The 20,124-nt window shown below is 63.7% G+C and carries 20 protein-coding genes; 10 read left to right on the top strand and 10 right to left on the bottom strand.

The window, feature by feature from the left end:
- Positions 1-117: 117 nt before the first annotated feature.
- From fabF to AC1DT7_RS12300, 3 genes are all read left to right on the top strand, one after another.
- The gene (gene fabF, locus AC1DT7_RS12290; protein WP_478036234.1) at positions 118-1,377 is read left to right on the top strand and encodes a beta-ketoacyl-ACP synthase II; all 1,260 of its coding nucleotides are present in this window, start codon (positions 118-120) and stop codon (positions 1,375-1,377) included.
- A gap of 6 nt (positions 1,378-1,383) precedes the next feature.
- Positions 1,384-2,349, top strand: a complete 966-nt coding sequence (gene mltG, locus AC1DT7_RS12295; protein ID WP_478036235.1) for an endolytic transglycosylase MltG — start codon at positions 1,384-1,386, stop codon at positions 2,347-2,349.
- Positions 2,350-2,413: 64 nt separating this feature from the next.
- Positions 2,414-3,673: a hypothetical protein gene (locus AC1DT7_RS12300; protein ID WP_478036236.1), complete on the top strand. Its 1,260-nt coding sequence runs from the start codon at positions 2,414-2,416 to the stop codon at positions 3,671-3,673.
- Here the strand turns inward: AC1DT7_RS12300 and eda are convergent.
- The 8 genes from eda to AC1DT7_RS12340 all read right to left on the bottom strand — a co-directional run bounded on the left by eda (position 3,656) and on the right by AC1DT7_RS12340 (position 10,902).
- Positions 3,656-4,261 (bottom strand): bifunctional 4-hydroxy-2-oxoglutarate aldolase/2-dehydro-3-deoxy-phosphogluconate aldolase, encoded by a 606-nt coding sequence (eda, locus tag AC1DT7_RS12305; protein ID WP_478036237.1) that lies wholly within the window; start codon positions 4,259-4,261, stop codon positions 3,656-3,658. The genes AC1DT7_RS12300 and eda overlap by 18 nt on opposite strands.
- Positions 4,258-5,226 carry a glucokinase gene (glk, locus tag AC1DT7_RS12310; RefSeq protein WP_478036238.1) on the bottom strand — a complete coding sequence of 323 codons (969 nt, stop codon included), beginning with the start codon at positions 5,224-5,226 and terminating at the stop codon, positions 4,258-4,260. The genes eda and glk overlap by 4 nt, the downstream gene beginning before the upstream one ends.
- A gap of 2 nt (positions 5,227-5,228) precedes the next feature.
- Positions 5,229-7,046: a phosphogluconate dehydratase gene (gene edd, locus AC1DT7_RS12315; RefSeq protein WP_478036239.1), complete on the bottom strand. Its 1,818-nt coding sequence runs from the start codon at positions 7,044-7,046 to the stop codon at positions 5,229-5,231.
- Positions 7,043-7,753 (bottom strand): 6-phosphogluconolactonase, encoded by a 711-nt coding sequence (gene pgl / locus AC1DT7_RS12320; RefSeq protein WP_478036240.1) that lies wholly within the window; start codon positions 7,751-7,753, stop codon positions 7,043-7,045. The genes edd and pgl overlap by 4 nt, the downstream gene beginning before the upstream one ends.
- A 47-nt stretch (positions 7,754-7,800) precedes the next feature.
- Positions 7,801-9,261 carry a glucose-6-phosphate dehydrogenase gene (gene zwf, locus AC1DT7_RS12325; protein ID WP_478036241.1) on the bottom strand — a complete coding sequence of 487 codons (1,461 nt, stop codon included), beginning with the start codon at positions 9,259-9,261 and terminating at the stop codon, positions 7,801-7,803.
- A gap of 84 nt (positions 9,262-9,345) precedes the next feature.
- On the bottom strand, positions 9,346-10,275 hold the full coding sequence (argC, locus tag AC1DT7_RS12330; protein WP_478036242.1) for an N-acetyl-gamma-glutamyl-phosphate reductase: 930 nt from the start codon (positions 10,273-10,275) through the stop codon (positions 9,346-9,348).
- On the bottom strand, positions 10,272-10,622 hold the full coding sequence (locus AC1DT7_RS12335) for an SH3 domain-containing protein (protein WP_478036243.1): 351 nt from the start codon (positions 10,620-10,622) through the stop codon (positions 10,272-10,274). Before AC1DT7_RS12335 ends, argC begins: the two co-directional genes overlap by 4 nt.
- Positions 10,582-10,902 (bottom strand): MarR family transcriptional regulator, encoded by a 321-nt coding sequence (locus AC1DT7_RS12340; protein ID WP_478036257.1) that lies wholly within the window; start codon positions 10,900-10,902, stop codon positions 10,582-10,584. Before AC1DT7_RS12340 ends, AC1DT7_RS12335 begins: the two co-directional genes overlap by 41 nt.
- A gap of 216 nt (positions 10,903-11,118) precedes the next feature.
- Between AC1DT7_RS12340 and secG the strand changes: the two genes are divergently transcribed.
- Positions 11,119-11,487, top strand: coding sequence for a preprotein translocase subunit SecG (gene secG / locus AC1DT7_RS12345; RefSeq protein ID WP_478036244.1), 369 nt, complete (start codon positions 11,119-11,121; stop codon positions 11,485-11,487).
- 88 nt (positions 11,488-11,575) lie between these two features.
- A complete protein-coding gene (locus AC1DT7_RS12350) occupies positions 11,576-13,210 on the top strand; it encodes a CTP synthase (protein ID WP_478036245.1) in 1,635 nt (544 codons plus the stop codon).
- A 52-nt stretch (positions 13,211-13,262) separates the two neighbouring features.
- Here AC1DT7_RS12350 and AC1DT7_RS12355 read toward each other — a convergent pair whose 3' ends face one another.
- Both AC1DT7_RS12355 and AC1DT7_RS12360 read right to left on the bottom strand, forming a co-directional pair.
- Entirely contained in the window at positions 13,263-13,421 is a 159-nt protein-coding gene (locus AC1DT7_RS12355) for a hypothetical protein (protein ID WP_478036246.1), read from the bottom strand.
- A gap of 207 nt (positions 13,422-13,628) precedes the next feature.
- Positions 13,629-14,099 (bottom strand): Hsp20 family protein, encoded by a 471-nt coding sequence (locus tag AC1DT7_RS12360; protein ID WP_478036247.1) that lies wholly within the window; start codon positions 14,097-14,099, stop codon positions 13,629-13,631.
- 256 nt (positions 14,100-14,355) lie between these two features.
- Here AC1DT7_RS12360 and AC1DT7_RS12365 point away from each other — a divergent pair, with 256 nt between their 5' ends.
- From AC1DT7_RS12365 to AC1DT7_RS12385, 5 genes are all read left to right on the top strand, one after another.
- Positions 14,356-16,836 carry a TonB-dependent receptor gene (locus tag AC1DT7_RS12365; RefSeq protein ID WP_478036248.1) on the top strand — a complete coding sequence of 827 codons (2,481 nt, stop codon included), beginning with the start codon at positions 14,356-14,358 and terminating at the stop codon, positions 16,834-16,836.
- Positions 16,837-17,265: 429 nt separating this feature from the next.
- Complete coding sequence (locus AC1DT7_RS12370; RefSeq protein ID WP_478036249.1) at positions 17,266-18,516, top strand: lipoprotein-releasing ABC transporter permease subunit; 1,251 nt, start codon at positions 17,266-17,268, stop codon at positions 18,514-18,516.
- Complete coding sequence (locus AC1DT7_RS12375) at positions 18,509-19,183, top strand: ABC transporter ATP-binding protein (protein ID WP_478036250.1); 675 nt, start codon at positions 18,509-18,511, stop codon at positions 19,181-19,183. Before AC1DT7_RS12370 ends, AC1DT7_RS12375 begins: the two co-directional genes overlap by 8 nt.
- Positions 19,180-19,380 (top strand): hypothetical protein, encoded by a 201-nt coding sequence (locus AC1DT7_RS12380; protein ID WP_478036251.1) that lies wholly within the window; start codon positions 19,180-19,182, stop codon positions 19,378-19,380. The genes AC1DT7_RS12375 and AC1DT7_RS12380 overlap by 4 nt, the downstream gene beginning before the upstream one ends.
- Positions 19,377-19,859, top strand: a complete 483-nt coding sequence (locus AC1DT7_RS12385; protein ID WP_478036252.1) for a glutathione peroxidase — start codon at positions 19,377-19,379, stop codon at positions 19,857-19,859. Before AC1DT7_RS12380 ends, AC1DT7_RS12385 begins: the two co-directional genes overlap by 4 nt.
- Positions 19,860-20,124 lie beyond the last annotated feature (265 nt).

The raw sequence follows: 20,124 nt of genomic DNA on the forward strand, positions 1-20,124 counted from the left end.
CCCCGGCGCCCCGCCTGGCCCTTTGTGGGCAGGAATACATGAACGGCTCCCCGTCCCAGGGTAACCAACCGGGGCGGGGGGCCGTTCCTATTTGACGAACGAAGAACGGAGATGGCCATGCGCCGTGTTGTCGTAACCGGGCTCGGGCTTGTGACGCCGCTGGGTGCCGATGTGGAAACCGCGTGGGCGAATATCATCGCCTCGAAATCGGGCGCGGGCATCATCACCCGCTTCGATGCGACTGACTATGCCTGCCGCATCGCATGCGAAGTGAAGCCGCCGGAGCATGAATATGGCTTCGATCCCGGCAAGCGAGTCGATCACAAGGTGCAGCGCCAGGTCGATCCGTTCATCATCTATGGCATCGATGCCGCCGGCCAGGCGCTCGAGGATGCCGGCCTGACCGACATGACCGAGGAAGAACGTTTTCGCGCCGGTTGCTCGATCGGATCGGGCATTGGCGGCCTGCCGGGCATCGCCAGCGAATCGATTGTGCTCCACGAAAAGGGGCCGCGTCGCGTGTCGCCGCATTTCGTTCATGGTCGCCTGATCAACCTGATCACCGGCCAGGTGCAGATCAAATATGGCCTGATGGGTCCGAATCACGCAGTCGTCACCGCCTGCTCGACCGGCGCGCATTCGATCGGCGACGCAGCGCGGATGATCGCGATGGACGATGCCGACGTGATGCTCGCGGGCGGCGCCGAGGGTGCGATCTGCCCGCTCGGCATCGCTGGCTTTTCCCAGGCGCGCGCGCTGTCGACCAATTTCAACGATGCGCCTGAAAAGGGCAGCCGCCCCTATGACAAGGATCGCGACGGCTTCGTCATGGGCGAAGGTGCCGGCGTGGTCGTGCTCGAGGAATATGAGCGGGCCAAGGCGCGCGGCGCCAAGATCTATGCCGAAGTGATCGGCTACGGCCTGTCGGGCGACGCCTATCACGTCACGGCGCCGCACCCCGAGGGTTCGGGCGCGTTCCGCTCGATGGAAATGGCCATGCGCAAATCGGGGCTGGCGCTGTCGGACATCGATTATATCAATGCGCACGGCACCTCGACCCCACTCGGCGACGAACTCGAACTGAACGCGGTGCGCCGGCTGTTCGGGGACGACATCGCGAAGCTGTCGATGAGCTCGACCAAGTCGGCGATCGGGCATCTGCTCGGCGGTGCCGGCGCGGTGGAGAGCATCTTCTGCATCCTCGCGCTGCGCGACCAGATCGCGCCACCGACGCTCAACCTCGACAATCCGAGCGACAATTGCGTCGGTGTCGACCTGGTGCCGCATGTTGCCAAGAAGCGCTCGATCAAGGCAGTGCTCAACAACAGCTTCGGCTTTGGTGGCACCAATGCCAGCCTCGTCATGCGGGCCGTCTAGGGAGTCGTGCGCAAGCTCGGGTGCCTCGGCCTGCTGACCGTCCTCGCCGCGATCACGGCGGCGTTTATCGGGCTGCAATTCTGGACGTGGCCGGGGCCGTTGAAACGGACCACCACGGTCCAGATCGCGCCCGGTACCAGCCTCGTCACCGCATCGGCCCAACTCGAAAAGGCCGGGGCGATCCGTTCGGCGAACGAGTTCAGGTTGTTTGCCCGGCTTGTCGGCTCCAATGCGCCGATCAAGGCCGGCGAATATCGCCTGCCGCCGCATCTCAGCCAGTCGGATATTCTGAAGGTTCTTCAGGGCGGCAAGACGCTTCAGCGTTTCGTGACGGTTCCGGAGGGCTGGCCCTCGGTCATGGTCAAAGCGGCGCTGGACAAGACGCCTGGTCTCGAAGGCGATGTGGCCGTGCCGGGCGAAGGCACGGTGCTGCCCGACAGCTACAGCTTCGAGCGCGGCTATACCAAGGCGTTCATGGTGCAGCGGATGCAGAGCGCGATGAAGCAATATCTCGCTCAGGCATGGTCGAGGCGCAAGCCGGGCATCGCGGTCAGGACGCCGGAGGAGGCGCTGGTTCTCGCCTCCATCGTCGAAAAGGAAACGGGCAAGCCGAGCGAGCGGCGCATGGTCGCCGCAGTCTATTCCAACCGACTGAAGCGCGGAATGATGCTCCAGGCCGATCCGACGATCATCTATCCGATTACGAAGGGAAGGCCCCTTGGCCGGAAGATCCTGTTGTCGGAAATCCGCGCGGTGAACGCCTATAATACCTATTCCATGGTCGGATTGCCGGCGGGGCCGATCTGCAATCCCGGCCGCGCGTCTATCGATGCGGTGCTCGATCCCGAACAGAGCAGTGCACTCTATTTCGTCGCTGACGGAACCGGCGGTCATGTGTTCGCCAACACGCTCGAACAACATAATGCGAATGTCCTGAAGTGGCGGGAGATCCGGCGCGAGCGCGGAATCTGAGCATCCGTCCTTTGCCCGGAGGCGCTCACCCGATAAGGAGAGCCGGGCAATCGGGGGACGCGTCGTGGGGTTAGGTCAGGGCACGGCGGTTGCAAGGCGCACTGGGCTGTTACGGCCCGACCGGCTGCTGGTCGCGCTGCTGATCGCGACCTTTCTCACCTGCTGCCTCGGCTGGCTGTTCAAGGCGCATTGCACGTTCGACGATGGCGGCTGGACCGCGTCGGAGCAATATACGACCGGCTGCTATTCCGATGCGATGCCCTTCTGGGGCGGACGCGAGATCGCCGCGGGCAAGGTGCCGTATTTCCAGGCGCGGATGGAATATCCCGTGCTCACCGGCGCGCTGATCTATCTCGACGGCCGGGTTACGGCCGGCTTGTTCGGCCGGGCCGCGACCGCCCCGCATTTCCTGTTCGTTGTCGCGCTGGTCAACACGGCGATCGCGCTGCTGGTCACCTGGCTGCTCTGGTCGATGCGGCTCGCGCCGTCGCGCCTGTGGTGCTGGGCCCTGGCCCCGCCGCTCATCCTCTATATCGGACATAATTGGGACATCCTCGCCATCGCGCTGGCAGTCGGGGCGGCGGCTCTCGCCCAACGCGGCAAGCTGGTCTCCGCCGCGGGGATCGCGGCGCTGGGCGGGGCCGCCAAGCTCTTTCCACTCCTGCTGCTGCCGCTGCTCGGGCTTAGTCCATTAATCGGCCTCAGAATCCGGCGTCTGGCGGGGATGATCGCGGCGGCAGTCCTTGCCTGGGGCGTGGTCAACCTGCCAGCAGCAATCTTCGCTCGCGCTAACTGGCTGGAATTCTATGACTTTTCTGGCATTCGCGGCAGCACGGCGGCGTCGCTATGGGAACTCGCAGCTCAATTCAACCTGCTCCAGACGAGCATCGATCAGCGTAACCTATGGTCCGGTATCTTGTTCCTGCTCGGCGCCAGCGTCATCGCGGGGGCGGGCGCATGGCGGCACTGGCGGCATATGTGGGTGCTGTTCACCCCCGTTCTTGCGTGGTTCCTGCTGGTCAACAAGGTCTATTCGCCGCAGTTCGACCTGTGGATCCTGCCGCTTATGCTGGTGACATCGCGCCGCATCTGGCCGGTCGCGCTGTTCATGCTCGGCGACATGCTCGCCTATTTCGCCGAATTCTGGCTCTTCGCCGGAATGGAGGGCGCGCGGCCGTCCATTGGCCAGACCGGGGTGCTGGTCGCCGTCGCTGTGCGCGACCTCGCGTTGGTCTGGACGATCCTCGCCGCCCTGCTGAGCCGGGCGCCGGACTGGATCGATCGTGCAGGGGCTGAAAGGCCGGTGTCAGCCCCGCAACGCTGAAGCGGCGCGGGCCTTCGCCTCGATCTCGGCCAGGGTGCCGACGGTCACCCAGCTTCCGCCCACGCACAGCACCGGCGCGAACGATAGCCAGTCGGGCGCGCTCGCCTCGGTGATGCCGCCGGTCGGGCAGAATTTGCACTGATAGAAGGGCGCGGCGAGCGCCTTCAGCGCCTTGATCCCGCCGGACGTCTCCGCCGGAAAGAATTTGAAATGTTCGAGCCCGAGGTCGAGCCCGCGCATGATATCCCCCGCCGTGGCGATCCCCGGCAGATAGGGAACGCCGCTCTCGATGATCGGCGCGGCGAGCCGCTCGGTCAGGCCGGGCGAGACGATGAACTCGGCGCCGGCGTCCATCACCTGTTCGAACTGCTCGGTCGAGACGACGGTGCCCGCGCCGACGATAGCGCCGGGCACCTGCTTCATCTCGCGGATCGCGTCGAGCGCGGCGGGGGTGCGCATCGTCACCTCGAGCACCCTGAGTCCGCCGGCGACCAGCGCCTCGGCAAGCGGCCGGGCCATTTCGGCATCCTCGATCACCAGCACCGGGATGACCGGACTGGTCTGCATGATCGTTTCGATACCGCTCATCGAGTATGCTCCTGGGCAAAGGCGGCCGCGGCGCCGAACAGGCCGGGCTGGGGGTGCGTGATCAATTTCACCGGTATCGACTTCATCAGCCCCTGGAAACGGCCCTTTGCGGTAAATCGCTGCTCGAAGCCGGATTGCAGCAGCCGATCCTTCAACCGCAGACCGAGGCCGCCCGCGATCACCACGCCGGTCGGGCCGTGGGCGAGCGCGAGGTCGCCGGCCACGGCCCCCAGGCTGAGGCAGAAGCGGTCGAGTGCGGCGAGGGCGAGGCTGTCTCCATCTTCGAGCGCCAGCTTCCAGATCGCCTTGTCGTCCAGCCGCTGCAACGCACGCCCCTCAATGGCGCCCAGCGTCTCGTAGATCGCTACGATGCCTGGTCCGGCGACGATACGTTCGGCCGAGACGCGGTTATAGGCCTGGCGGAGCCGTTTCAGCAGCGCATCCTCCAGATCGTCGAGCGGGGCGAAATCCATGTGCCCGCCTTCGGTTTCGATCACATGATAGCCATCGGGAAGGCGCAGCACCTGCGCTACTCCCAGCCCGGTGCCAGGTCCGCAGACCGTGATCGAGCCGTGGTCGGGGAGGGGCACATCGGGGCCGCAGAGGTGCTGGAAGCACTCATGCCCGACCTGCGCGACCGCATGGCCGATCGCACCGAAATCGTTGATGAGACTGTAGGTGTCGACTTCAAGGCGCTCGTTGATCAGCGCGGGGCGGATGATCCAGGGATTGTTGGTGAGCTTGATGAGATCGCCGCCGACCGGCGACGCGACGGCAATGGCCGCGGCCCGCGGTAGCGGTCGATCGAGCGACGCCCCGAAGGCCTGCCACGCGGTCTGAAGCGTGGCATAGTCGGCCGTCTTCAGCGTCGATGGCTCGCCCAGCGAAACGACACGGCCATCCGCGACTTCGGCGATGGCGAACCGCACATGCGTTCCGCCGATATCGAGCGCGACAACTTCCATGCCTACCATCCCATTGCGGCGAGCATTGCCGACGCACCTTTTTCTGCCTCATTGGCGCCGCCGCGAAACATGGCGAACAATTCCCGGCCCATGCCCGTGGCGGCGGGCGGCGCTGTCACGAAGGCGCGGGCTGCCCATTCATCCGGATCGACCAGCGCGAGCAGTTCGCCGGTATCGGCCGACAAACGAACGACATCGCCGTCGCGAAGCTTGGCCAGCGGCCCTTCGCCAAGTGCCTCGGGTGAGCAATGGATGGCGCAGGGTACCTTCCCGCTCGCGCCCGACATGCGCCCATCGGTGACGAGCGCGACACGGAAGCCGCGATTCTGAAGCACCCCCAGCGGCGGGGTCAGCTTGTGCAGTTCGGGCATACCGTTGGCACGGGGGCCCTGGAAGCGTACTACCACGACGACGTCTCGTTCGAGTTCGCCGGCCTTGAAGGCTGCCTGGACCTCGGCCTGATCGGAAAAGACCCGGCACGGCGCCTCGATCGCCCAGCGATCGCGTTCCACCGCGCTCACCTTGATGCAGGCCCGGCCGAGATTGCCGGTGAGAATACGAAAGCCGCCCTCCGGTGCGAAAGGCGACGTGACCGGACGCAGGATCGTCTCGTCTCCACTGGCCCCTACATCCCCCCAAACCAGCGCCTCGTCCTTGATAGCCGGGCTTTTGGCGTACGTTGTCATGTCATCCCCGGCGACCGTCATCAAGTCCCGGTGAAGCATTCCCCCGTCGAGAAGCTCCCGGATGACATAAGGCATGCCACCCGCATCCTCGAAACCGTTCACATCGGCCGAACCATTGGGATAGACACGCGCGATCAGCGGCACGGCGCGCGAAAGCCGGTCGAAATCCTCCCAGTCGATCACGATGCCTGCTGCCGCAGCAATGGCGGGGAGGTGGATCAGGTGGTTGGTCGACCCGCCGGTCGCGAGCAGCCCGACCGCTGCATTGACGATCGCCTTCTCATCGACGCATTCGCCCAGGGGGCGGTAATCGTCGCCGTTCCAGCCGATCGTCGCCAGCTGGTGCACCGCCGCGCGCGTGAGTTCCTGGCGCAGCTTGGTGCCCGGATTGGCGAAGGCGGCGCCGGGCATGTGAAGGCCCATCACCTCCATCATCATCTGGTTCGAATTGGCCGTACCGTAAAAGGTGCAGGTGCCCTTGGAGTGATAAGCGGCGATCTCTGCGTCGAGCAGGTCCTCGCGAGTCGCCTTGCCCTCGGCGAATTGCTCGCGAACGGCGGCCTTTTCCTTGTTGGGCAGGCCAGATCGCATCGGCCCGCCGGGAATCAGTATCATCGGCAGATGGCCGAAGCGTAGCGCGCCCATCAACAGGCCCGGCACGATCTTGTCGCAGATGCCGAGCAACGCCGCGCCCTCGAACATACCATGGCTGAGCGCCACCGCGGTCGACAGCGCGATTGTGTCGCGGCTGAACAGCGACAGCTCCATGCCGGGATAGCCCTGGGTCACGCCGTCGCACATCGCCGGCACGCCGCCCGCGACCTGCGCCGTGGCGCCGGCCTCGCGTGCCCAGACCTTCATCTGCTCGGGATAGCGATAATAGGTCGCATGGGCCGACAGCATGTCGTTGTACGACGTGACGATGCCGATATTCATGCGGCCGCCGGCCTTCATCGTGTCGCGATCCTCCTCGGTCCCGGCATAGCCGTGCGCGAGGTTGGCGCAGCCGAGCGCAGGACGATCGACATGATTGTCCCGCTCGCGCCGGATCAGCGCCAGATAGGCGTCGCGGGTCGGCCGCGACCGGGCGATGATCCGGTCGGTGACGGCGCTCACATCGGCATGAAGCGTCATGCAGGACTCCAATGGATGTCGACCGGCAGCTCTGCATCGGCAAGCACGCGGCCAATGGGGAAGGAAGAGGACGGCCCCTGCTTGATCGCCTGCTCGATCACCTTGCGCTTCTTGTCACCGGTAACGGCGATCATCAGCGCCTTGGCCGAGACGATCGCGGCGCGGCTGAGCGTGATGCGCGCGACCGGCGCGTCGGCGGGCATAGGATCGGGCATGACACCTAGTGCACGGCGCTCGCGCGGCCCGTTGATGGCTTCCTCGAAATCGGGGCCGGGGAAGATCGAGGCGGTGTGACCGTCCTCGCCGACACCGAGCAGGCAGAGATCGAGCGGCCAGTGATGGTCGGCTAGCCGGGCATCGGCTGCCTTGCCGGCGGCGCGATAATCCTTTGCCGCCTCGCTCACGATCGGGATCACGCGGGCGCCCTTGGGCAGGAATGCCTTGCCGATCGCGGTGATGTTGGACAGCGGATCGCCGAGCGGCACGATTCGCTCGTCGGTCGGGATGATCGTCACACGCTTCCAGTCGAGCTTGGTCGCGGCGAGCTTCTCATAGATCGGCAGCGGGGTCTTGCCGCCGGCGAGCGCAATGACGCACCCGCCGCGCGCATCGATCGCGCTTTCGATCACGAAGCCGATATCGCCCGCAACGGCCGCCGCCATCTCGGCTGCGTCGTCATAATCCCACCATTCGATTTCTTCGCTCATACATCACCTTAGGTTGTTCGTTGCGAGCGGTGGTGCCGCTTCGCGTCTCAATCGTCTTGCCAGGTTACCCCGTCGCGTTCTGTGAGCGCGATCGCCGCCGACGGACCCCAGGTGCCAGCGCCATAGCTTTTCGGCTTCACGTCGTTCGCTACCCAGCCGGCACGGATCGCGTCGATCCATTCCCATTGCGCCTCAACCTCGTCGCGGCGGACGAACAGGGTCGGGTCGCCCTCGATCAGGTCGAGCAGCAGGCGTTCATAGGCGATGCGACGGCGCGTGCCGGCGAATTCGGCGTCGAGGCTGAGGTTCAGCGGCACCTCGCGCAGACGGATTCCGTCGCGGTCGAGGCCCGGCTCCTTGGCCATCACCAGCAGCTGGACATATTCCTCGGGCTGAAGGCGGATGACCAGCATGTTTGGCTGGAGCAGGCCACCGCGGCTGGCGAACATCGAATGCGGGACCGCCTTGAACTGGATCGCGATCTCCGAATGGCGGTTCGGCATGCGCTTCCCGGTACGCAAGTAAAACGGCACGCCCTGCCAGCGCCAATTGTCGACATGCGCCTTGATCGCGACGAAGGTCTCGGTCGTGGAAGGCTTGCCGAGTTCGTCGATATAGCCCTTCACGATCTCGCCGTTGACCGCGCCCTTGGTATATTGGCCCGTTACGGTGACGAGCGGCGCTTCCTCCGGCTTGATCTTGCGTAGCGAGCGGAACACCTTCGCCTTTTCGTCGCGGATCGCGGTGCCGTCGAAGCGGGCGGGCGGTTCCATTGCGATCAGCGCCAGTAGCTGGAGCATGTGATTGGCGACCATGTCGCGCAGGGCGCCTGCGGTATCGTAATAGCCCGCGCGATCCTCCAGCCCGACCGTTTCCGAGATCGTGATCTGGACGTTGTCGATGCCCTGCGCGTTCCACACCGGCTCGAAGAAGCTGTTGCCGAAGCGGAGCGCCAGGATGTTCTGGACCGTTTCCTTGCCGAGATAATGGTCGATCCGGAAGGTCCGGTTCTCGGGAAAGGCGCTCGCGACGGTGTCGTTGATTTCCCGGCTGGAGGCAAGATCGTAGCCGAGCGGCTTTTCCAGCCCGATGCGGACGGTGTCGCCCGCAAGACCGGCCGATTCGAGACCGCGGATGACCGGCTCGAACAGGGAAGGGGCCGTCGACAGGAAGATGGCGAGGCCGCCCGAAACGTCGCCGACCTTCTTGGAGAGCAGATTGTAATGGCCGAGATCGGTCGCATCGAGCGGTTGATAGCCGACGCGTTCGAGGAAGCTCTTGACGGCCTTCTCGTCCTTGCGGTCCTCCGGCAGGAACTCGTCGAGCGCATGCTTGGCGAATTTGCGATAGCTCGCATCGTCATGATCGGACCGGGCAGTGCCGGTGATCGTCAACCCTTCGGGGAGCAGCCCATCGGCGTGAAGCCCATAGAGCGACGGCAACAACATGCGTTGCGCAAGGTCCCCCGTTGCGCCGAACAGCAACAGCTTGCCTACCGGATCGCGCATAATGTCTCCTGATGGCGATGTCGCACGTGCGACTAACAGCGCGTGTGCGCCGGGCCAAGGTGAATAGGCACTCGGTCCGGACGATTAAAGCGTCAATCCGGCGACCGGATCGAATCCCGCCATGATGTTGAGGTTCTGGACTGCCGCGCCGGCGGCGCCCTTGCCGAGATTGTCGAGCGTCGCGACCAGACGGGCCTGGCCCGTTTCCGTATTGCCGCAGACGCGGAGGCTCAGCCGGTCGGTGCCAGCATCGTCCTCGATCGCGACCGTGTCTCCATCGGCCTCGACGACCCGGACGATCGGCGAATCCTTATAGGCCTCGCGCAATACCGTCTCGAGCGCGACGAGCGTCGGACGCCGTACGAACATGTGCAGCGGCAGGGGCACCTCGACGATCATGCCGCGATAGGTGTTGGCGACCGACGGCATGAAGATCGGCGGGTGCTCGACGCGCGCATGCTTCTGCATCTCGGGCACATGCTTGTGAGCGAGGCCGAGCGCATAGGTTCGCGCGGCGGGCGGCGGATTGGGACCTTCGAACTCCGCGATCATCGATTTGCCGCCGCCCGAATAACCAGACACGGCATTGACCGTGAGCGGCCAGTCGACCGGAATCAGCCCGGCGCGCACCAGAGGCCGGACGAGCGCGAGGAAACCAGTCGGGTAGCAACCGGGGTTGGAGACTCGCTTCGCCTCGGCGATTGCAGCCGTCTGACCTGGCTCGAGTTCGGGAAAGCCATAGGTCCAGCCATCGCCGGTGCGATGCGCCGTTGAGGCGTCGATCACGCGGGTGCGATCATTCTCGATCAGCGCGACGGCTTCGCGTGCCGCGTCGTCGGGCAGGCAAAGGATGACGAAATCGGCGTCATTGATCAGCTTTGCCCGCGCCTTCGCGTCCTTGCGACGCGATTCGCTGAGGCTCAGCATCTCGATATCGTCGCGGCCGGTCAGCCGATCGTGTATCTCCAGCCCGGTCGTGCCGGCCGCACCGTCGATAAAGACCTTTACAGTCATTGGGCCGGCTCCAGCGCGGCAGCGTCGATATACCCGACGAGGTTATGGGCGACGGCAATGCCCCAGGCCTTACCGCCGGCGAGGTCCAGCACTTCGAAAATCTCACCCGGACGAAGCACGTAAAGGGTCACCGCATCATCGGCATCACTGGCCATCAGCGACGCCGTGATCGCGATACGGCGTGGCATCGGGGCGGCATAATGCGGCGCGAAAACACGATCGGCCAGACGGATGTCGGCGACATCACGCCGCACGGCGTCGTGCAGCGGGTCCAGGGCTACGGACGGCCCGAGGAGCGCGAAGCTCCTACGCTGAGGCCCGCCTTGTGGCAGGTTGCTCGGCGTCATCGATAAACTGGCCAAACTCTTCAAGAAACTCTGCCCCTTCAGACGTGCGCGCGACGAATATATTGCGCTTGTCGGTTTCATCGCGCTGTCGGCGCAGATAGCCGAGCGAACCGAGCCTGTTCAAGGCGCGCGTAACAACCGGCTTTGAAACGTTCAGCACACGGGCAAGCCCGCGCACAGTATGGGGTCCAGGATTGAGATATACCACCAGCAACAGCGCCATTTGCCGATTGGTGAGGTCGGGCTCGCCCGACCTTACATAATCCACCAGCGTCCGCATCCAGCCGCCCAGCGATTGATCAGGAAGTGTGGCCACGTAAAATTCCACATTTTGCCCATGCCCCGCACGTTGGGGCACCGGACACATAACGTTCATAATCCCGGCTGGTTTCAGTGCGGAAACGAAATGTCCCATCGAGCGGTGCCCGTTGCGGTTGATTGGAAGGCCCGGCTCGCCTATGTGCCCGCCTTCCCAAGCCACAGGTTGCGCCTTTTCATGTTCAAGTTCCTTCTTGTCGTACACGCGTTCATCGCCGCCGGTCTGGTGACGGTGATCCTGATGCAACGCTCGGAAGGCGGCGGGCTTGGCATGGGCGGCAGCCCTTCGGGCCTGATGTCGGCGCGCGGCGCGGCGGATTTCCTGACCCGCGCCACCTCGATCCTCGCGACGCTGTTCGTCGGCCTGGCGATCCTGCTCGCAGTGATTGCCTCGACCGGCCACAGCACGGCCAAGATCGACCCCAGCCTGGCGCGGACGCCTCCGCCGGCAGCCGGCACGCTGCCGCCTCCGCCGACGGCGCAGCCCACGGCCGCCCCTGCGCCGACTGCTCCAGCAGGCAACAGCGCGGTTCCGCTCGCGCAGTAAGCGCGGGCTTTCTTCGCCACTTTTTTATAACGATATTGGAGTCGCGCGCTTGTCGCGCGGCCCATCATGACGCTAGGCCTTTTCTCCCATGGCGCGGTTTATCTTTATCACCGGCGGCGTGGTCTCCTCGCTCGGCAAGGGTTTGATGGCGGCGAGCCTTGCGGCTCTCCTGCAAGCGCGCGGCTATCGCGTGCGCATCCGTAAATTCGATCCCTATCTGAACGTCGACCCCGGCACCATGTCGCCCTACCAGCACGGCGAAGTCTATGTGACTGACGACGGGGCGGAAACCGACCTCGATCTCGGCCATTACGAGCGTTTTACCGGCGTGGCCTCGCGCCAGTCCGACAACGTCACCTCGGGCCGCATCTACCAGCAGATCATCACGCGCGAACGTCGCGGCGATTATCTGGGCGCGACGGTGCAGGTCATCCCGCATGTCACCGACGCCATCAAGGAATTCGCGCAGGCGGAAACCGACGATCTGGATTTCGTGCTGTGCGAGATCGGCGGGACCGTCGGCGACATCGAATCGCTGCCCTTCATCGAGGCGATCCGCCAGTTGCGGAACGATCTGGGCCGCGGCCAGTCGGTCAGCATCCATGTCACCCTGGTGCCGTACATCGCGGCAGCGGGCGAACTAAAGACCAAGCCGACCCAGCATTCGGTGCGGGAGCTCGCCGCATTGGGTGTCCAGCCCGACGTGCTGGTCTGCCGCTGCGAGCAGCCGCTCCCGGCAAGCGACCGTGCGAAGATCGCCCTGTTCTGCAACGTGCGGAAGGAAGCGGTCATTCCGGCGCTCGATGCGAAGAGCATCTATGCCGTGCCGATGCAGTATCACGCGGAAGGTCTGGACGCCGAAGTGTTGCGCGCCTTCGACATCGAACCGGGCGAGGCGCCTGACCTGTCGCGCTGGTCGGACATCGTCGATCGCCTGACCAATCCTGAAGGTGAGGTAACGATCGGCGTGGTCGGCAAATATGTCGGCCTGCAGGACGCGTACAAATCACTGAACGAGGCGCTGGTGCATGGCGGTATCGCCAACCGGGTCAAGGTCAATATCGAGTGGATCGACGCCGAACTGTTCGAGGCCGAAGATAACGACATCGCGGCGAAGCTCGAGCCGATGCACGCGATCCTCGTTCCTGGTGCGTTCGGTGAGCGTGGTGCCGAGGGCAAGATCGCCAGCGTGCGGTTCGCGCGTGAGCGGGAAATCCCTTATTTCGGCATCTGCTTCGGCATGCAGATGGCGTGCATCGAGGGTGCGCGCGATCTTGCCGGCATCAGGAATGCGAGCTCTACCGAATTCGGCCCAACCGAAGAGCCGGTGGTCGGCATGATCACCGAGTGGATGACCGAAGCCGGCATCGAGAAGCGCGAAGAGGGCGGCGATCTGGGCGGCACCATGCGGCTCGGCGCCTATGACGCGAAGCTCGACGGCAACAGCGTGGTCGCCTCGATCTATGGCGGCACCGACATTTCGGAGCGTCACCGGCACCGTTACGAGGTCAACACCGGGTACCGCGATGCGCTCGAAAAGGGCGGGCTGGTCTTCTCGGGTATGTCGCCTGACGGCATGCTGCCGGAAATCGTCGAGCGGCCTGACCATCCATGGTTCGTAGGTGTGCAGTTCCATCCCGAGCTGAAATCGAAACCGTTCGATCCGCACCCGCTGTTCGCGAGTTTCATCGGGGCGGCGGTGCGGCAGTCGCGGCTCGTCTGATCGGAGCGGGGTGAGGTTACATCACCCCGACTTCAGCGGCGTACCCAATATTTCAGTGAGCCGTGTCAGCCCGCTCGGCCTGGGCTTCATATTCCCGCGCCATGGCGATCAGCGTCTCAACCGTGTGACGATCGCCAACCGTCGTTGCGAGCCGCCGGCACCGTTCCGCCTTGCGGTGCAGCGTTTCGATCTCGGGATTGTCGGCGAGCATTTCGTGTGATCCACTAACCGTCAACAAAGCCGGATCAACCGGCGATTCCGCTGAGTCGGTGCGCGTTCTCATCGGAGTCTCCCGGGTCGAACAGACCTACCATGCGGTTAGAACGTTGATTTGGATCAGCAGTTCCCGGCCGGATAAAAAGAGGCGCCCGAGGCACTTGGCCCGGACGCCTCTTCCATGCGGCAGCAGCGGCTTGGGTTACGCTGCCTCGCTGTCCTTTCCACCGTCGATCGCTGCGAGCGGTGCGCCCGTCTTGATCGCGACGGTCTTGGGCTTCATCGCCTCCGGCACTTCGCGGACGAGTTCGATCGTCAGCAGACCGTCATTCAGCCGCGCATCGTCGACACGGACGAAATCGGCGAGCTCGAACCGGCGCTCGAAGCTGCGATTGGCAATGCCGAGATGCAGGAAATTGGCAGTGCTGCCTTCCTTATCGGTCTTGTTGCCCTTCACCTGGAGCAGGTTCTGCTGCGCGGTGATCTCGATCTCCTCGCGGCCGAAACCTGCCACGGCGAGCGTGATGCGGTAACGGTCCTCGGCGAGGCGCTCGAGGTTGAAGGGGGGGTAATTGTCTGCCGTCGACTGGCGCGCGCTGGTTTCGAGCATGTCGAACAAGCGGTCGAAGCCGATCGTCGAGCGGCGATAGGGGGTCAAATCGAACTGACGCATGTTGGTCTCCTCATTTCGAAGCGAAATGGTCCTCATGGGTGCCCGCCTGTGCGCGGCACCCGCTCTTCACGCGGCCCAATCGGCACCGCGCACCGCAAATCTGGGGCGTTTTGGCGACCGTTCAAGAGGCGAATCGGCAGATTTACGTGGGTGAAAGTTCAGCTTTGCCTCCACGAAGTTCTTACGGGGTGAAACCATATCGATTGAGTGGGAATTATAGTGGCGACTCGACTTAACGAGCCCAAAGGGGACACTGATGCTCGCCACTCTGCCAATGCTGTTGCTCGCCCAGACTGCACTCGCCTCCAAGACGGTTGTGATCACGGACGCGGGCGCAGCGACCGCGGTTGCCACGCCGGTTAGCGCGGCTGCGGGTGCCGCCGACGAACCGCAGGATCAGGCCGCCGCCGCGCCGGGTGGGGCCGGTGACATCGTCGTCACTGCGCGCCGCCGCGTGGAGCGCGCGCAGGAAGTGCCGATCGCGATGTCGGTGATCGGCGGTTCGGAGATCGAGAAGACCGGCGCGTTCAACGTCAACCGACTCCAGCAGCAGCAGCCGTCGTTGCAATTCTATTCCAGCAATCCGCGCAACTCCGCGATCAACATTCGCGGCCTGGGTGCGCCGTTCGGCCTGACCAACGACGGTATCGAGCAGGGCGTCGGCTTCTATGTCGACGGCGTGTATATCGGCCGCATCGGCGCTTCGACTTTCGATTTCGTCGATGTCGCCCAGGTTGAGGTTCTTCGCGGCCCGCAGGGCACGCTCTACGGCAAGAACACTACGGCCGGGGCGCTCAACATCACCACGCGCGCGCCGAGCTTCTCGCCCGAAGCCAAGGTGGAGGTAAGCGGGGGCAATTATGACTTCGTCCAGGCCAAGGCTTCGGCCTCAGGCCCGCTGTCCGATACCGTTGCGTTGCGCCTGTCGGCGTCGGCCACGACGCGCAAGGGCACGATCTACAACGTAACCAGCGACGAGTATCTCCATCGCCAGCGCAACCTGGGCCTTCGTGGTCAGTTGCTGTGGAAGGCGACCGATGCGCTCGACCTTACCCTATCCGGCGATTTCAACGTCCAGAGCCCCGATTGCTGCGTGCAATATTATGCGCGTGTCGGCCGTACCCAGCGGCCGCTGAACCGCCAATATGATGCGCTTGCGGCTGCTTTCGGCTACGCTCCACCCAGCAAGAACCCGTTCGATCGCATCACCGATGTGGATGCGAGCATCAATTCTCGCCAAGAAATCGGCGGCGTCTCGCTGGTCGCCAATTGGGATATCGGCTTTGCGACGCTGACGTCGGTCAGTGCGTGGCGCTATTGGGACTGGCAGCCGCAGAACGACCGCGATTTCATTGGCTTGCCGATTACCACGGTTTCACAGAACCCGTCGCAGCAAAAGCAGGTTTCTCAGGAGGTGCGTCTCGCCTCGAACGGTGCCGACAAGCTTCAGTATACCGTTGGCGCTTTCTACTTCCATCAGACTATCGATACGCAGGGCTCGCAGGTTCAGGGCTCGGCCGCGAGCCGCTGGCTGCTTAATCCCGGCAACGTGCCGGTCGGTGCGACCGGCTGCGCGACGCCGACGGCCAACGCCTGCAACCCGGCGGTCCTCAATGGACTGACATCCACCAATACGATCAGCTTCGACAACACCAGCTTCGCGGTGTTCGGTAAGCTCAACTGGGAAGCAGTGGACGGTTTCCACATCCAGCCGGGTCTGCGGGTCAACTATGACAAGAAGAGCGGCTCCTATCTCTCGGTGGTCACCACCCGAACCGGCAGCACCACGCTGAACGCCGATCAGGCCGCAACGCTCGCGCCGCAGAGTTATGCACCCCGTTTCAGTGCGTGGAACGTCTCGGGGGATGTCACCCTATCCTATGACTTCACTTCCGACGTGCATGGCTATGCGAGCTACTCGAAGAGCTTCAAGTCGGGCGGCATCAATCTCTCCGGCCTGCCGCTCAACGCAGCCGGCACCGCCGTCGACCTCACCACGCAGACCGTGAAGCCCGAAAAGGTCGACGCGTTCGAAATCGGCCTGAAAACTCAGTTCCTCGATCGCCGCGTCACGCTGAACCTTGCTGGTTTCTGGACCGAGATCCGGGACTATCAGGCCACCGTGAACAATGGCCAGCTCACCGTAATCCGCGGCTATCTCGCCAATGCTGGCAAGGTCCGGTCACGCGGGTTCGAATTCGACTCGAGCTTTCGGCCCAGCGATCGGTTTAACGCCTATGTGAATGGCGCTTACACTGACGCGATCTACGAGAAGTTCACGAACGCACCTTGCCCGCCGGAACTCTCGGGCGGCACCGTCACGACTGGTACGCCTGGTGGTGCCGGTGTTCCTGGCGGCCTCAGCCCGGTGGCGTGCGACATCTCGGGCCAGCCGCTGCCGGGCATCTCCAAATGGTCGCTCTCGTTCGGCGGCGAATATAATGTGCCGGTCGGTAGCTCGGGCGGTGAAGTCTATGTCGGATATGACGGCAGCTATCGCTCGCGCTTCTCGTCCAACCCGTCGCCATCGGCTTACACCTGGATCGAAGGCGGATCGCTCTCGAACTTTCGCGTCGGCTATCGCAAGGACGGCTTCAATGTGTTCGGCTGGGTCCGCAACGCCTTCAACCGCAATTATTTCGAGCTGCTGTCGACTCAGTCGGGCAGCACCGGCCTGATCGTCGGGCAGCCGGCCGATCCGCGTACTTTTGGTGGAACGATCAGCAAGTCTTTCTGACGACCTATACGAACCGTCATTCCGGCACTGGCTGGAGTGGCGGTTCGAAACAGCGATGCCTGGATGATGATGACGGCCCCGGTTCGTCATCGATTCGAAAGATAATGCCTGTAAAAGACAAACGCCCGGACTGTCTCCAGCCCGGGCGCCTGCGTGACGACTGCTCGTCAGCCCCCTTGTCCCGCTTCCGCTACACACCCGTTCTTGACGGGCGGAACTGAAAGCATTCCCCGAACCACGGCCGTTGCCTGTGTCTCAGTGTCCCGACGCTAGGATCGGCCCCGCGATTTGTCACCGGGATTGTGGCAACCGAAAGCGGATTGCGGCGACCCTGTGGCGATTGCGCAACACGCGCGTTCAGTTGCCAGCAATGCACGCCCAGCCTAGAGCGGCAGGACCATTTACCCTGGGCGGATTGTTCCGAACATCATGATCCTGTCGCGCTACGAACGCATGATCGCCCGCCGCTACCTGCTGCCGGGCAAGGGCGAGGCATTCATCCTGCTTGTCGCCGGTTTCAGTCTCGGGGCGGTGATGTTGGGCGTCGCCGCCCTCGTCATCGTCATGAGCGTGATGAACGGCTTCCGCGCCGAGCTGTTCGACAAGATCGTCGGACTGAACGGCCATGCGGTGGTGCAGGGCATCGGCGGGCAAATTCCCGACTGGCGCAACGTCGTCCAGATCGCAAAGGCCACGCCGGGCGTGACCAGCGCGACGCCGCTGATCGAGCAGCCGCTGATGACGAGCTATAATGGCCGGGTCGAGGCTGTGCTGGTGCGCGGCCTGAAAGTCGAGGATATCCGCCGGAACCCGGTCATCAGCTCAAAGGTCGTGATGGGCTCGCTCGCCAGCCTCACTGACGGCAGCAACCGGATCGCGATCGGATCGCGCCTGGCCGAGACTCTCGGCGCCCAGGTCGGCAGCGAGATCTCATTGATCAGCCCGCAGGGCCAGACCACGCCCTTCGGCACGGTACCGCGCATCGTTTCCTACACCGTCGGCGCGATATTCGAGATCGGCGTTTACGATTACGACAAGGCCTATGTCATCATGCCCATGCAGGATGCCCAGACCTTGCTGCTGATGGGCGATTCGGTCGGCATGATCGAGATACAGACGACGAATGCCGACCAGGTCGGAACGATCCTTGCACCACTGGCCGACAAGGTCAGGGGCAGGGCGGTAATCGCCGACTGGAGGACGATGAACGCCCAATTGTTCGAGGCGCTTGCGATCGAGCGGGTCGTAATGTTCTGCGTGCTTTGCATCATCATCCTGGTGGCCGCGTTCAACATCGCCTCGTCACTGATCATGCTGGTGCGCGCCAAGACGCGCGACATCGCGATCCTGCGCACCATGGGCGCCACCCGAAAGGGCATGATCAAGATCTTCATGACGGTTGGCACCACGATCGGGTCGCTCGGCATCATCGCCGGGCTGGTGCTTGGCTTCACCTTTCTGATCTTCCGGCAAGAGGTTGTCGATTTTGTCCAGTGGATCAGCGGCCAGAATCTCTGGGATCCGTCGATCCGCTATCTGACGATCCTGCCGTCCAAGACTGACCCGTTCGAGATGATCGCGATCGTGCTGATCGCCTTCCTGCTCACCTTCCTCGCCACGCTCTATCCCGCCTTCAAGGCGGCGAGCACCGATCCAGTGCAGGTGCTGCGATATGAATAATCCCGTGCTGGCCGTCACCGGCCTGACTCGCAGCTTTACACAGGGCGACGCGACGATCGAGGTTCTGCGCGGCGTCGACCTGACGGTGGGTGAGGGCGAGATCGTCGCGCTGCTCGGCCCGTCCGGGTCGGGCAAGTCGACCCTGCTCCAGGCGGTCGGGCTGCTCGAAGGCGGATTTGCCGGATCGATCCGCATCGCCGGGGAAGAAGCGGCGAAGCTCGACTCGCATGGCCGCACGATGGTGCGCCGCGACTATCTCGGCTTCGTCTATCAGTTTCATCACTTGCTGCCCGATTTCAACGCGACCGAGAATGTCGTGCTGCCCCAGCTCATCCGCGACCGGAGCCGCACCGAGGCTGATGAGCGGGCGACGTCGCTGCTGACCGCGCTTGGCCTCGGCCACCGGCTGACCCATCGGCCGAGCCAGCTTTCCGGCGGCGAGCAGCAGCGTGTCGCGGTTGCCCGCGCGCTCGCCAACAGGCCGGCGCTGGTGCTGGCGGACGAGCCGACCGGCAATCTCGACGAGGCGACCGCCGATATCGTGCTCGCCGAATTCCTCCGCCTCGTGCGCGGCGAGGGCTCGGCGGCGCTGATCGCGACTCATAACGAGCGGATGGCGCTGAAGATGGACCGGGTCGTGCGGCTGCATGAGGGCAGGCTGGCGTGAATACCTGGCGCGATGCGCCGATGTTCATCCGTGCCGGCTGGCACAACCGCATCGATGGCGTGTCGCGCGGCCACAAGATCATGCCGGATGGCCATGTCCGCGATACCATGGTTTATTCGATCATCGACGGCGCATGGCCGGGTGTCCGCGCCAATCTGAATTATCTGATGGCGCGTCACGAGGAGAGGCAGCGATGAGCGCGATTACCGAGATGAGCGTTAAGGCAGCCGATGGCACCACCGCCGATCTGTCGGCCTATGCGGGGCAGGTACTGCTGATCGTCAACACGGCGTCAAAATGCGGCTTCACCCCGCAATATGAGGGACTTGAGGCGCTTCACCGCAAATACAAGGATCGCGGGTTCGAGGTGCTGGGTTTTCCGTGCAATCAGTTCGGCGCGCAGGAGCCGGGCGATGCGGCCGAGATCGCCAATTTCTGCACGCTGACCTATGACGTGACCTTCCCGGTCTTCGCCAAGATCGACGTCAACGGATCGAACGCCGACCCCTTGTTCGAAAAGCTGCGCAAGGACGCGCCCGGCCTGATGGGCTCAACCTCCATCAAGTGGAACTTCACCAAGTTCCTGGTCGATCGCGACGGCAAGACCGTGTCGCGCTACGCACCCACGACCAAGCCCGAAGATATCGAGAGCGATATCGAGAAGCTGCTGGGCTAGGCTGATAAAATGCATATTAGAGTCGGATGACATTAGCTTGATCCGTATCCGGAGTTGAGCAAGTAATTGCGGCATTCATCTGGGCTGAAGGTGTCTAGAGTCATTCTCGATCAGGTTTGCACGTACCCGGCGTGTTTGAGGTAGTTTGCACATTCGGCAGGTCTGACAGTTTCGAGGATGGTCTTGAGGGCGTTGCATATGGCGTCGAAGGATCGAGGTGCCATTCGCCTGAGCAGTTTCTTGATTTTGGCGAAGAGCTGCTCGA

The sequence above is a fragment of the Sphingomonas sp. P3_C6 genome (assembly GCF_056402595.1).

What these genes read in the sequence shown, in the direction of transcription:
- fabF (WP_478036234.1), top strand. Translation starts at nt 118, where the DNA reads ATGCGCCGTGTTGTCGTAACCGGGCTCGGGCTTGTGACGCCGCTGGGT.
- eda (WP_478036237.1), bottom strand. Translation starts at nt 4,261, where the DNA reads ATGAGCGGTATCGAAACGATCATGCAGACCAGTCCGGTCATCCCGGTG.
- glk (WP_478036238.1), bottom strand. Translation starts at nt 5,226, where the DNA reads ATGGAAGTTGTCGCGCTCGATATCGGCGGAACGCATGTGCGGTTCGCC.
- edd (WP_478036239.1), bottom strand. Translation starts at nt 7,046, where the DNA reads ATGACGCTTCATGCCGATGTGAGCGCCGTCACCGACCGGATCATCGCC.
- pgl (WP_478036240.1), bottom strand. Translation starts at nt 7,753, where the DNA reads ATGAGCGAAGAAATCGAATGGTGGGATTATGACGACGCAGCCGAGATG.
- zwf (WP_478036241.1), bottom strand. Translation starts at nt 9,261, where the DNA reads ATGCGCGATCCGGTAGGCAAGCTGTTGCTGTTCGGCGCAACGGGGGAC.
- argC (WP_478036242.1), bottom strand. Translation starts at nt 10,275, where the DNA reads ATGACTGTAAAGGTCTTTATCGACGGTGCGGCCGGCACGACCGGGCTG.
- AC1DT7_RS12335 (WP_478036243.1), bottom strand. Translation starts at nt 10,622, where the DNA reads ATGACGCCGAGCAACCTGCCACAAGGCGGGCCTCAGCGTAGGAGCTTC.
- AC1DT7_RS12340 (WP_478036257.1), bottom strand. Translation starts at nt 10,902, where the DNA reads ATGCGGACGCTGGTGGATTATGTAAGGTCGGGCGAGCCCGACCTCACC.
- secG (WP_478036244.1), top strand. Translation starts at nt 11,119, where the DNA reads ATGTTCAAGTTCCTTCTTGTCGTACACGCGTTCATCGCCGCCGGTCTG.
- AC1DT7_RS12350 (WP_478036245.1), top strand. Translation starts at nt 11,576, where the DNA reads ATGGCGCGGTTTATCTTTATCACCGGCGGCGTGGTCTCCTCGCTCGGC.
- AC1DT7_RS12355 (WP_478036246.1), bottom strand. Translation starts at nt 13,421, where the DNA reads ATGCTCGCCGACAATCCCGAGATCGAAACGCTGCACCGCAAGGCGGAA.
- AC1DT7_RS12360 (WP_478036247.1), bottom strand. Translation starts at nt 14,099, where the DNA reads ATGCGTCAGTTCGATTTGACCCCCTATCGCCGCTCGACGATCGGCTTC.
- AC1DT7_RS12365 (WP_478036248.1), top strand. Translation starts at nt 14,356, where the DNA reads ATGCTCGCCACTCTGCCAATGCTGTTGCTCGCCCAGACTGCACTCGCC.
- AC1DT7_RS12370 (WP_478036249.1), top strand. Translation starts at nt 17,266, where the DNA reads ATGATCCTGTCGCGCTACGAACGCATGATCGCCCGCCGCTACCTGCTG.
- AC1DT7_RS12375 (WP_478036250.1), top strand. Translation starts at nt 18,509, where the DNA reads ATGAATAATCCCGTGCTGGCCGTCACCGGCCTGACTCGCAGCTTTACA.
- AC1DT7_RS12385 (WP_478036252.1), top strand. Translation starts at nt 19,377, where the DNA reads ATGAGCGCGATTACCGAGATGAGCGTTAAGGCAGCCGATGGCACCACC.